A 12,327-nucleotide genomic window follows, 5' to 3' on the forward strand; every position below is an offset into this window, starting at 1 on the left:
GATGTCACCGACGCTCGCTTGGATCACCGCGGCCGCCGTATTGGCGGGCCACTTTGGATTGATGCTGTCCGGCTACAACCGTATCAACGGATTCGGGTGGCAGCGGCGGACGGTCAAGCGATGCACCAAGGTCATGTTCGCTTTCACTCTGCTGTGGCCTCCCATCGCCATTTGGATGTGGCAAGGATTCTTGTCGAATTGGGTCACCGGAAATGCCGATCTCAGTTCGACGCCAACCCTGTTGGCCATCTACAGCGTACTTTGCCTGTTGGCATGGCCGATGCTGGGAATCCCCTGGCTTTACTTTCGGCCTATTTTTGGAGTCGAAGCGGTCACGGCTCCGCGACAAACCGAAGTCGTTCCGGTGCAACAAGCGGTTTCCAACCGATTGGCACTGACCCGCAAATGCAAATTCGAGTCTCGCTTGCCGATCAACCAAGTGTTCGACTTGTCGATTGACCAGATCGATTTACCGGTGGCTCACCTGCCTGCCGAACTGGATGGCTATCGCATCGCTCATCTATCCGACATTCATTTGACCGGCGACATTCACCCAGACTTTGCCGGCTATGCGGTCCAACGTGCAACTCAGTGGGATCCGCACCTGATGGCGATCACCGGCGACATCATTGATAAACAACCCTGCATCGATTGGCTGGGACAGATTTTCGCTCCCGCCCGAGCACGCGACGGTTGCTATTTCGTGCTGGGCAACCACGACACGCGAGTTGTCGATTCGTGGCAAACGCGCGATGCGATGGACCGGGCCGGTTGGACCGACCTGGGCAGCCGTGGATTGAAAAAGAAACTCGGCGGCGTCGATTCGCTGTTGATCGGCAACGAATACCCGTGGTTCCAGCGACCATTGATCGACGCCCAACCGGACCAACCATTCCGATTGCTGCTGAGTCACAGCCCAGACCAATTTGGATGGGCCCGTCGTCATAACGTCACGTTGATGTTGGCCGGGCACACGCACGGCGGCCAAGGACGTTTGCCTTTGGCCGGACCGTTGTTGAGTCCAAGTTTCCATGGCAGCCGTTACGCATCAGGCGACTTCTACCGCGCACCAACAACGATGCACGTCACGCGCGGCCTAGCCGGCACCCACCTGATCCGCATCAACTGTCGCCCCGAACTGTCGCTGCTGACACTTCGCGCAGCTTGAGCCGCCCACCGCGTCAGCGGACGCAATGGCAGCGACGCCAGCGAGTTGATCGCAACGGCGATGCAGCTGCCGATTTCTGAACGGGTGGCGCTCGCCAACGCGTTGTTGAGCAGTATCGAGCCGGCATCCGGCGCGGATGTTTCACAAGTCGAGGCAGATGCGGCATGGGATGCCGAGATCGCTCAGCGAATCGACGATATTGACAGCGGCCGAGTGAAAACGGTTCCTTCGTCCGATGTATGGAAACGGATCGGCGGGAAACCCAGTGGCCGAACTTGAGTATCACCCAGGCGCGTTCGACGACGTAGCCAACACGTACGACGACTACTCGGCGATCGACCCCGATCTTGGTGAACGGTTCAAATTGGAACTTGACCGGGCCGAAGAACTGGTTCAACGATCACCCGAGACATGGAGTCGATATTTCCACGAAACGTAGGGCTTCCGCTTTCGCGGATTCCCATTCACCATGGCGTAATTTATGCGCGACGATCGAATCATCGTGATCGCCGTCTCGCACACCCGGCGGCAGCCTGGCTAAAGGCGTGATCGGCTCGAAGATTAAATTTCGATCGAGGTGACAGTTGAATTCAAGGTGAAATCGAGGATAGTTCTTAAAGAGGCGGGACAGTTTCCTTTGTCGACAGAAGCCATCTGAACCGACCAAAAGGGCAAGTCTCTTTGTTGATCGTCGTGCAGCCCGGGTGGCGTGACGGCGGACTTGACACATCTGTGGAAGCAGCGATGTCTCGATCAGCGCAAGCCTACGGGAGATCCGTTGTGGGTGCGGCATGACGTTGGCGAGCGTACTTGAATCCGGGAATGAAGAAGCATGCCGCGGCAACGATCCCGAACCAGAAATGGGCAAAATCGGGATGGATTGCCATCACCAGCGACACCGCTAGCAGGGCGGCCGCTTGCAGATAAAAGGCGCCGCTGAACATGCTGGCCTTGATGATGAACACCATGGCGCTGATCACGCCCAGCATCGGCGACAGACTTAGCACCGGCATCTGCAACCACCATTCCAGCGGGAACAACGAACCGATCGCGATCATGCTGGCCCCCCAAACATGCGCCACTTGCCTTTCGATGAATGTGACGGGCCCCATTCGTTGCCGCATCGACCAGAACACGCTGGCCCAAGCCCCTAGCCCCACGATCCAAACGGTCGCATAGACCCACCGCTGTTGGACGTCGTGATATTCCAATTGCCAGGTCAACATGCATGCGACCAGCAGCACCAACGAGTGCCAAATCCACAAGGTGCCCCAGTTTTCGAGCACCGCAGAGTGGTGAGTTTCGCGAAACAGGCGAGCGACGACCTGATTGAACTGGCCACTGCGGGCTGACACTTTTTCGTCCGCCAGATAGGCCTCCAAATCGGCCGCCAAATCATCCGCGGATTGGTAACGCAGATCGATCGGCTTTTGCAGACAGCGAATCACAATCATCTCTAGATCACGATCCAAACTGGGACATCGCCCGCGGGGCGGGACCGGATCCTGTTCGATCACCAACATCACCAACTCCATCGGCGAACTTGCGACAAACGGCGGCTGGCCGGTCAAGGCGAAGTACAACACCGCCCCCAGGCTGTACACGTCGCTGGCAGGCCCCATCAAACCGCGGCGGCCCCCAGCCTGTTCGGGCGACATATACGCCGGTGTCCCCAGCAACATTCCGCTGCGGGTTAGATCGTCCGCCTCGGAAATCTGTTTCGCCAGACCGAAATCGGTGACCATCGCCGAACCGTCGCTGGCGATCAGGATGTTGCTGGGTTTCAAATCGCGGTGCAGCACGCCATGGCGGTTGGCGTACCCGATCGCGCGAGCAACTTCGGCCACCAACTTCGCCGCACGGCGTTGGGGCAGGGGACCATCGGCGACGGCTTCGGCAAGCGTCATCCCGTCGACCAACTGCATGCTAAAGAACGGTCGACCATCGACGTCGTCCACTTCGAACACCGGGACGATGCCGGCATGTTCCAGCTTGGCGGTCGCCGAGGCTTCGGCCATGAACCGATGCAGATCCAAGTCACTTGCCAAGCGCCCCCGCAGGATCATCTTGACGGCGACTTCACGATCCAGAGAGATTTGGCGGGCCCGAAAGACCACTCCCATTCCGCCTCGACCGAGTTCTTCGATCAGTTCGTAGTCGCCCACCACGCTTGGCAAACGGAGGCTTCGCCATCGATTGCCCGCGGGATTTTGATCCGCCAGCCCTTCGTCGCGTTTGGCCCCCGCGGTGTCGGTGACAAGCACCGTGCCCAGCAATCGGCGAAGTTCACCGGCCAAATCGGGATTCGCTTGACAGACCTGGTCGATGTCCAGGATCTGGCCCTGGCAAATCGCGTCTGTGATTTCGGACAACAGGTTGGCAAGCCGCTGTTCGCGAAGGTCGCCGACCTGGCTGTCGCCATCGCTGTTTGCCTGGGACGACGCAGCCGGCATCGCATCACCGTCGGCCGACTCCGGTTCCGAAGGGCTCACGTTTCACTCTCGTCGTGCCCCGGGCCGATCTGCAGATCATCCAAAAGTTCGCGCAGGCGTCGCACCGCCCGCAGGTACCGCATGCTGGCGGCCGGGGGACTGAGCCCTAAAACCTGCGCAATTTCCAGGTTGGTCAGATGTTCGTAGTGCCGCATCAGAATGATTTCACGGTCCTGATCGGCCAACTGTTCGATCACCGATTCGACCTGGTCAGCGATCTCGCGATGGGTCGCGGCTGCGGCGGGAGTCATCGCTGGGTCGCACAACTGGGCCGCCAATTCCATCGTGGAATGATCCGCCCCACGGGGCACCGACATCGCTTGTTCACGATCCATGTTCCGCTTGGCACTAACACGATGCCGACGATAGGTATCGATGATCCGATCCCAAGCGATCTGCCGCAGCCACAAATGGAAGGCCATCGCCGGATCGTCCAGGTATTTGCCGAGCCGATTGCTGGCTTCGACCATGACATCCTGGACAACGTCACTGACGTCGACCCGGCGTTGCACCTTTCGATCTAGCCGCAGTTCCACCAACCGGCGGATCGGCGCACGATGCCGCTCGAACAGAGAATTGACGGCGTCGGCATCACCGTCGCGTGCCGACTGCAACAATGTTTCGGTGTGATCGTCGCTGGGCCAAATTGATTTTGCCACTGCATCCATCCCCTGTGATTCGTGCTTACAGCTTGCGGATTTTGAGGTTCTTGAAGCGAACCGTCATCGCCGGACCTTTGTGCAACTGCAACGCGATGATCCCGGACTTGGCAGCCTTGTCGGACTGCTGGTCGATCACTTCGCTGGTCAACGTCCCGTTGATGAAGTGCTGCAAATGATTTTCATCGGCGACAACGCGAAAATCGTTCCATTGGCCGGGATGAATTCCTTGTCCAAGTTTCACTGCATCGCCAAAGCTTTCCTTTGCCTTTTTTCCGTCGGCGCCGATCGTGACCTTTTCACCCCGCAGGGCCAGGATTCCACGAGCCTTTTCTTCGTACAGGATGCCCGCGAACTTGTTGCCATGGTCGATATCAGCCTGATACCCGGAAACCACAAATTCGGCCGGGTCGACCACACGGCTACGGTACTGGATGCCCGAGTTGCCACTTTCGATTTTGAATTCGGCGGTCAGTTCAAAGTTGTCAAACTTCTCGGCTTCGTAGACCAAAAAAGTGTTGCCGCCGATCGGATCTTCGTCGGTCGTACGTCCCACGATCTGGCCATCTTCGACCGACCACAAATCGTCACGACCGGCCCACCCGCTGAGCCCCTTGCCATCGAACAGTTCCACAACCGATCCGGCATCGGCGGTCGCGGTTGCCCCATCTTCGGCGATAGCTACCGGGGACAACGTCCCGCCGGCTAGAACCAAAGCGAAGATTGCCGAGCAACAGATCGTCGAGGAAGCGAACACATTTTTCATCGTCAGGAAACTCCGAGTGAACAGGATTGGTGGAAACGTTTGTGGTGAGATTCGCCAAAATCCTGTGTTGGAAAGGACTTCTGGTGGAACCCACGACTTCAGATCTAAAAACAACGTCCCTCGCGCCGGCAAGGGATCCGCCTGGATTGTAGTTCAACGCCCATACCGCGGTTTACTGGGCCGGTCCGATTCCATCCATCGTGCCCCAGTAACCGCCCCGCGAGTGATCGAAACGCAATTTGGATCCGCGGAAAGTTTCATCAAAACCAGCCTGCGAGCTCCACACTTGGGTTCCCCCCACGAACGTCGCCACCGGCCAACCGGTCAAGGTTTCGCCGTGCCAGGGACTCCAGCGAGTCTTGGTGTGCTGTTCCTCGTCGCGAATGGTCCGCTGCTGCTGCATGTCGACCAGCACCAAGTCCGCGTCATAACCGGCTTCGATCCGTCCCTTGCCCACGATCCCCCAGACTCGTGCCGGTGCGTCCGACATCCATGACGCGACCTGGTTGATCGTGCACCGCCCAGCCGTGACGCGGTCCAGCATCAGTGCCAAGCTATTTTCGACCGCTGGCAATCCCGACGGGCTTTCCGGATAGGGTTTTGCTTTTTCATCCAGAGTGTGCGGGGCATGATCGGTTGCGATGACCTGGATCGTTCCGTCCAACAGCGCCTGCCAAAGACCGTCGTTGTCCGCCTTGGTTTTGATCGACGGGTTCATCTGAATCCGGCTACCTAAACGGGGATAGTCATCGACGTTAAAGAACACATGGTGCAAACAGATCTCGGCGGTCAGATAGGGCGACGGGTCCGCCAACAACGGCAACTCGGCAGCCGTCGAAACATGCAGAACATGAAATCGATGTTTGTGCCGACGAGCCAAATCAGTCGCGCGACGAGTCGCGATCACAGCCGCGTTCTCGTCTCGGATCCGCGAGTGATCAGTGATGTCGGTGGTGCCCGCCAACCGTGCCGCGTTCGCCCGAACGGTGGTTTCGTCTTCGCAGTGCGCACAGATGGGCAAAGTCGTCTCGGCAAAAATCCGTTCCAACGCCGCCTGTTCGTCAACCAACAAATTGCCGGTACTGCTGCCGATAAAAATTTTGATGCCGGGAACGTCCGTGGCCGCATTCAGCTCGGCCACGTTGTCCGGCGTCGCCCCGATGTAAAAACCATAGTTGACTCGTGACTTCTGGGCCGCGATCGATTCCTTGGCTCGAACCCCTTCGACAGTGATCGCCGGCGGTTTGGTGTTGGGCATTTCCAAGAACGAAGTCACACCGCCGGCAGCACAGGCGCGAGACGCAGTTTCGAGGTCTTCTTTATGAGTCAGCCCGGGCTCGCGAAAGTGAACCTGGTCGTCGATCACACCCGGCATCAGATGCAGCCCGTCACAATCGATCACCCGGTCCGCAGCCGCGGTCGCACTGGCATCGACATCAATGATCCGGCCGTCTTCGACCAACACCGATGCGACCGGAACCGAATCAGCAAGGACAACCTGGGCGTTGCGAAAAAGAATGCGTGTCATGGCCAGTGCTTGTGTGATCGAGGGGGGGGGGGGAGGAAGTGGGCAGATGGGACGATCCGGTGTTCGGAATACGTCTAACCTAACGGCCCCTGCGGCCATCCAGAAGCCCGACGCAACGATGTTCCGGCGTTCCTATGGTCCGGCATTCGGGCGTTCTCCGCAACGATCAGAACCGCAACGATCAGAACCGCAACGACGAGAATCACAACGACGATGGCGGCGGTGATCGGTCCCGCAACGACTAGGGCCGCGAACCCATCGATCGTCGGAATGCATCGAATGCGTCCCGGTAGGCGGCCGGCGGTGGTTTGCGGTTCCCAGAATCACGCAGACCGCGCAGGGAATCCGCCCCGGCCCGTTCCGAACGTCCGGCATCGCGGTTGGTGTCACGCAGCCCCAGACTGCGCAGCGCATCCTCCATCTCGCGGCCGCCGGGCTGGTTGCCTTGGTCATTGCCCGGATCCAATTCGCGGACACGGTTCCATCGTTCACGAAATCGTTTCAGATCGGATTCGGTCCAATCCAATTGGTCCAACAATTCGCGGTCGGGCTGGTCCCGAGTCTGGTCCAGATAATCCAGCACCATGTCGGCGGCCTGCTTGGCATATTCAGTGTTCACCGGGTCCGGCGGCAGTGCAGCGTCGCCGCCTTCGCCAGCCCCATCGGAACCGTCACCGGTGCCCGGCAAGCTATCGTCGCCAGACTGCTGCTGAATCGGTTTCGCTTTGCCACCACCGGTCGACGAATCGGATGACTTGGATCCCGGTGATGCCGATTCGGGGGAATCCGGATCGGGCTTCGCCGAATCCGTGGACGAAGATTCGCCGGACGGATCGGACTTGGCCCCAGCCGCGCCGGCGCTGCCGGAATCGCCCTGACTGGAATTCCCTGCACTCGAATCGTTCATCCCATCGCTGGCGGAACCATCTTCGCCCCCCGAATCACCATCGCTGCCATCGCTGGATCCCTGTTGATCGGAACCGGCTTGGTCACCACCTTTTGGGTCACCACCTTTTGGGTCACCACCTTTTTGGTCACCACCGGTTGGATCGTCTGCGGAAGATGGATCGCCATTTTGCCCGGCTGGCTGCTGCGTGTTCGACGGGTCGGATTCACCGGCCCCGGTTGGTGAATCGGATCCTTGCGGTTGACCGGCACCATCCCCCGATGGGCTGCCGCCATCATCGCTGGGCTGCGTTTGACTCGCAGGATTTTGGCCCGCGGGATTTTGGCCGGCGGGATCCTGCCCCGCGGATGGTTGCCCAGAACTATCGGATGCGTCGGAACCATCGGATCCGTCGGATCCTTTGGACGAAGCATCCTGGCCTTGGGAGGACTGCGAATCATTCGGTGCAGACTGACCGCCCGAGGATCCCTGTTGGTCCTGGGCCTTTTTGTCCAAATAATCTTTGATCCGTTCGAACGCCTCGCCATCGTGCTGGGGCGGCCCCGAAGGCTTTGAATTCGAGTCATCCCCCTGGTCGGATTTGCCCTGGCCTGGATTCCCAGATTCGGATTCGGGATCCCCCGATTCCCCGCCGCCCGATTGATTCTCACCTGCTGGATTGGGGCTTCCTTGCGGTTGGTTCGGTTCCCCCTGACCACCTTGGCCGGCCGGGGTGCCTTCACTGCCGGGGGCCCCTTCGGTTCCGTTTCCTCCGTCGGCGGCACTATCACCGGCGTTTTCGTCGGCCCCATCATCGCTGGTGGATCCAGGATTCTTGGACGGCGACTGGCTGGGATCGGTCCCGTCACCCCTGGGCGAATTTGAACCACCTGGCGAGTCCATCGAATCGCCACCACCGGATGCACCGGAGTCCGACGATCCGCTGTCCGGACTGCGTCCATCGCCAGCGGGCTGTCCCGAACCAGCGTCGGTCGCTGCGGCGGATGAATCGGTTGATGATGGATCGGCGGAGGATTCACCACCGGGGGCTCCATCGCTTGGGGCGGGATCGGAATTCGGATCGCGATTCGCCGCGTCGTCACCCGACGACGGATCAGGCGTGCCCTTGCCGCCGGGGTTCCCCGAGTTGGCATCCATGTTGCCGGACGAACCGTCGCCGGATTCACCTTCCGAAGATCCCGAAGACCCACCCGATGGGCTGCCCGAACTGCCATCACCCGACTGCTGCTGCGAAGCGGCGTCGCCGCCACCGGAACCGCCGCCGCCTGATCCAGGCTGACCCTGGTTTCCCGATTCGGCGTTTGAATTTCCTTGATCTCCATCGCCCGCGGCGGGCTGATCATCGGGCCGGGACATCCCGCCCGATTCGGGATCGCCGGCAACCGGCAATTCGTCGGCGGCCACAATCTTTAGCAGGATGGGGTCGGTTCGCGTTTGATTCGGTTCGACCGTCGGATCGGAATCCAGCACTCGATTGTCGATCGCGACCGCGATGACCTGGACCGTATCACCGATGCGCAGGCCCAATCCGTCGCGAACTTGACCGCCCGGACGCAGCCGATACTCACACACTTGGTTGCCTTGAACGCGAACGTTTGCGGCGCCGCTTTGGCCGGCACGATTCGCGTCATCCTGGCCAGCTCGCCAAAGCACCGGTGTGTCGATCAGGTCCAAGCCAGAGCGAACTTCTAGGCGGATTTCCTGCAGCCCATAGTCCGGGTCCGCGGCATGCACTTCGATCATCTGCTGAGCATTGATCGGCACGTCCTTGGGCGACTGGACCGGCATCACGATCGCGACATCGGGCGGCAAGTCTGCCAACACGCGAATCGGATAGATGATGGGGTCTGGATTGGTTTGGTCCGAATCGTCCCAGACTCGAATTCGATAGCTGTCCAGTTCAACCGCTGACGATCGACCGCGTGCTCCCTTCATCCGAAACGATGCGGTGATGGATGTACCGGAACCGTCGATCTCCATTTCGGCGACGCCTGCGGTGGCGCGAACCACGTCTCCCAACGGGCGCGGATTGAATTCGATCACCGCTCGTTCCACGGGCCGATTGACGGTGGCGTGGATCTGGATCGCAGTTCCGTCGATCGCGGTGATCGATCCGCTGGTGCGGGTGTACGGAGTTTCCGCGGTGTAATTTGGCGGCTGGTAGCGAACCGAGTCCAGTTTGACCACGGGAATGTCGCGTACGTTCAAATGGAATGGGCCGGCCACCGCGTCGCCGGCAACGATCCGGTACGCCACCGACCCGGCTGCGGAATAGGGCAGCGCCACGGTGCCCACGTGTTGACGCGAACCCGATGCTTCGTCGATTTGCATCGATGCCTGTCGGCTTTCCGATGCCAGTTCCCATTGTACGGTCGGTTCCTCATCGTCGCGCATGCCGCGGATCATTGCCGAGACGTCGACCGATCGGCCGGCGATCGCTTCGACATCGCCGGGCGATACCTGCGTGATCGAAACGCGTCGTGGCGCATCGATGGATGCCAACGGAGCGACCACCCGCACCGCCGACTGCAATGTGTTCTTGGGGGACACAACGGCGTAGATGACCAACAACAGCATCCCCACCGCAGTGGCGATCCACCACGCCATCGTCCCGGTCGCTTCGGCGGGCAATGCGTCATGGGATGCCAGTCGCTTGGCCGTGGAGGCGCCGATCGAACGGACCACGCGTCCCTGCAAACCGCTGGCGGGCGAAGCCTGGCGAAGCGTCACGTAGCTGACCAACGACTGACGCAGATCGGGGATGTCGCGTTCCAGAGACCGGGCGGCGTACTCGGGCAAGATCCGGTTGCCCAACATCGGATAGATCACGCGGACGACATAGGTGATCGCGGCGGCCCACAGACCGAACCCGACCACACAGCGGGCGACGGGACCAGGCGAATACACCCACTGGTCCACCATCACCCAGGCCAATAGGCATCCAATCGTGATCAGCACCAACTTCAGCGACCGACGGGTCACTTCCGCCCACCACAGCGCCGAAGCCGCCTCGGAGATGCGAGTTTCGATCAGCGACTCGTTAGACGCCCCCGCCAATGGTGCAGACCGGTTCCCCATCGCAGCGTCTGCCGCTGGAGCTTGCGCTCGGCTAGGCGGTGGTGGAACGATCGACATGAGGGCGTTTTCCAGGCACTGGCAATCAAATCTCTGGTTTCAGCAACCCATCGAGTATAGGCCAAAGTTTGCGATCCCACGCGGGCCCCTGGTCCCCCCAAAACAAACTGGGGTTCCGACCGAGTGGTTGACCGTCGAATTGCGGCGGAATCACGCCCCCAGCTATCAAATCGATTCAGAATCGTGGAAGGATCCTCAATCGTCGCTAATATCGGGATAAGCGAACTTCTCGGCCGCTTCGGCTGGGATCTCCCAGCGGTTTTCAGCAAAGTCCGCAGCGGGATTCCTAACGCCACTGCCAGGGTTGCTACACTGGCATCATTGTTTTCACACGAACACTCTTTTTCTCCTACCTTTTCTGCCGCCCATGAGATACGCATTCCGTCTCGCAGAACTCCTCGGTCATACCCCGGATCGACGTAAGCGACCGGGGACCATCAAGTCCATCGTCGAGCACACGGGACTGGATCGCCACCAGGTCGCGTCGTTGCTAAAGAACGAAGCGAAATACATCCCGTTGGATGCATTGTCGCGGATTTGCGATTACCTGATCGACCACGGATATGCTCCCGCCGACCAATTGCCGGGTGCCCTGTTCGCGGTCAACGCCGAGAATTTCTGGGAATTGCTAGCCCGCCGCGGTGAGATCGAAATTGTGTTGGGAGTTCGCGAGAATTCCGACACCTCGTCTCCCGACAACGCGACCGTCGTGGCCAGCGACGCGGTCCTGTTCGGCGAATTGCTCAACGGCGTGTCGACTCTTGGCGGAGCAGCCAAGCACCACGGAACCACCGACGGCGAAGAAAATTCGGTCCAATCGGTTCCCATGCCCGACCGTTTGCAACAAACCTTGGTTTGGAGCCCCGGCCAGGTATCGTTGGAAGATGCCCGCACCCGAGCCACCGAAGTCTTCGAAGGATTCGTCGAAGCCCAGGGCGATCGCGGCATGGTTTGTATCGGCAGTGTCAAAAGCAATCCAGTCGTCGAACTGCTGTTTGCCGATGCCTTCGGATGCACGCCATTCGTCACCGAAGATGACGTCGACGACGTGTCCGCTCGATCCTGCCCGTTCTTCTTGCGATACCGCGACACGGACCCGAAACCGGGCGGTGCATCGGCCGGCCTGCGATTGAGCAAGAACGAAGACGCTCCCGAACCCGGCTTCTATTACGAAAAAGACGATGGCACCTGGGCCTATGCCGGCGGCAAGGACAAAGACACCGCGCTGGTTTTCTACCTGTTCCGTGAAGCCCTGGGCCGACTGGACATGGTGCTAAGCGGGTTCTCTGGCCGAGCGACTCGTTTGCTGGCCAAAACACTTGCCATTCGTGGCGAAGAATTCTGGCCACCGGTTTACGAAGAAGCCGGACTGCAGATCGGTGCTTACTTGGTCCAGTACGACAACACGGACACCAAACCAAGCCGCGAAGACCTGCTGTTCAATGCCGGTGGTGCTGCCACCATCATGCCACTGTCGCGCGACGCAATCGCCAAACGGATGGCCCGCCGATAATCCGGCGATTCACCCATCGTTGATCGCATTTGCCGCCTACCGTTGCGGCAAATGCGAACGATTGGAAAGTGGAAGGTCATCCCGGGCAGGATCCAACCCCGATGTCCGTGGCATGCGGGTCGGACACTTCTTTCTTCCACGATCCCTGCGTCTAGACGC

9 protein-coding genes are annotated in these 12,327 nt (G+C 59.9%); 4 read left to right on the forward strand and 5 right to left on the reverse strand.

The window, feature by feature from the left end; genetic code table 11:
* Nucleotide 1 precedes the first annotated feature (1 nt).
* From K227x_RS28290 to K227x_RS30985, 3 genes are read left to right on the forward strand one after another with little or no spacing between them, the layout of a single operon-like run.
* The gene (locus K227x_RS28290) at nt 2-1,168 is read left to right on the forward strand and encodes a metallophosphoesterase (protein ID WP_145176009.1); all 1,167 of its coding nucleotides are present in this window, start codon (nt 2-4) and stop codon (nt 1,166-1,168) included.
* 60 nt (nt 1,169-1,228) lie between these two features.
* Nucleotides 1,229-1,447 carry an addiction module protein gene (locus tag K227x_RS28295; protein WP_145176012.1) on the forward strand — a complete coding sequence of 73 codons (219 nt, stop codon included), beginning with the start codon at nt 1,229-1,231 and terminating at the stop codon, nt 1,445-1,447.
* On the forward strand, nt 1,434-1,607 hold the full coding sequence (locus tag K227x_RS30985) for a hypothetical protein (protein ID WP_218933607.1): 174 nt from the start codon (nt 1,434-1,436) through the stop codon (nt 1,605-1,607). Before K227x_RS28295 ends, K227x_RS30985 begins: the two co-directional genes overlap by 14 nt.
* A 325-nt stretch (nt 1,608-1,932) precedes the next feature.
* Here the strand turns inward: K227x_RS30985 and K227x_RS28300 are convergent, their stop codons facing one another.
* From K227x_RS28300 to K227x_RS28320, 5 genes are all read right to left on the reverse strand, one after another.
* Nucleotides 1,933-3,621 carry a serine/threonine-protein kinase gene (locus K227x_RS28300; RefSeq protein ID WP_145178576.1) on the reverse strand — a complete coding sequence of 563 codons (1,689 nt, stop codon included), beginning with the start codon at nt 3,619-3,621 and terminating at the stop codon, nt 1,933-1,935.
* Nucleotides 3,622-3,656: 35 nt separating this feature from the next.
* The gene (locus K227x_RS28305) at nt 3,657-4,319 is read right to left on the reverse strand and encodes a sigma-70 family RNA polymerase sigma factor (protein WP_391540404.1); all 663 of its coding nucleotides are present in this window, start codon (nt 4,317-4,319) and stop codon (nt 3,657-3,659) included.
* A 25-nt stretch (nt 4,320-4,344) separates the two neighbouring features.
* The gene (locus K227x_RS28310) at nt 4,345-5,085 is read right to left on the reverse strand and encodes a 3-keto-disaccharide hydrolase (RefSeq protein WP_145176018.1); all 741 of its coding nucleotides are present in this window, start codon (nt 5,083-5,085) and stop codon (nt 4,345-4,347) included.
* Nucleotides 5,086-5,257: 172 nt separating this feature from the next.
* Nucleotides 5,258-6,613, reverse strand: a complete 1,356-nt coding sequence (locus K227x_RS28315; RefSeq protein ID WP_145176021.1) for a dihydroorotase — start codon at nt 6,611-6,613, stop codon at nt 5,258-5,260.
* Between the two features lie 241 nt (nt 6,614-6,854).
* Nucleotides 6,855-10,655, reverse strand: coding sequence for a hypothetical protein (locus K227x_RS28320; protein WP_145176025.1), 3,801 nt, complete (start codon nt 10,653-10,655; stop codon nt 6,855-6,857).
* A 367-nt stretch (nt 10,656-11,022) separates the two neighbouring features.
* Between K227x_RS28320 and K227x_RS28325 the strand changes: the two genes are divergently transcribed.
* Nucleotides 11,023-12,168, forward strand: coding sequence for a helix-turn-helix domain-containing protein (locus K227x_RS28325; protein WP_145176028.1), 1,146 nt, complete (start codon nt 11,023-11,025; stop codon nt 12,166-12,168).
* Nucleotides 12,169-12,327: the final 159 nt, after the last annotated feature.

It is taken from the genome of Rubripirellula lacrimiformis, assembly GCF_007741535.1.
Lineage (GTDB): Bacteria > Planctomycetota > Planctomycetia > Pirellulales > Pirellulaceae > Rubripirellula > Rubripirellula lacrimiformis.

Coding starts and splice junctions, on each gene's coding strand:
- K227x_RS28290 (WP_145176009.1), top strand. CDS start 2: ATGTCACCGACGCTCGCTTGGATCACCGCGGCCGCCGTATTGGCGGGC.
- K227x_RS28295 (WP_145176012.1), top strand. CDS start 1,229: ATGCAGCTGCCGATTTCTGAACGGGTGGCGCTCGCCAACGCGTTGTTG.
- K227x_RS28300 (WP_145178576.1), bottom strand. CDS start 3,621: ATGCCGGCTGCGTCGTCCCAGGCAAACAGCGATGGCGACAGCCAGGTC.
- K227x_RS28310 (WP_145176018.1), bottom strand. CDS start 5,085: ATGAAAAATGTGTTCGCTTCCTCGACGATCTGTTGCTCGGCAATCTTC.
- K227x_RS28315 (WP_145176021.1), bottom strand. CDS start 6,613: ATGACACGCATTCTTTTTCGCAACGCCCAGGTTGTCCTTGCTGATTCG.
- K227x_RS28320 (WP_145176025.1), bottom strand. CDS start 10,655: ATGTCGATCGTTCCACCACCGCCTAGCCGAGCGCAAGCTCCAGCGGCA.
- K227x_RS28325 (WP_145176028.1), top strand. CDS start 11,023: ATGAGATACGCATTCCGTCTCGCAGAACTCCTCGGTCATACCCCGGAT.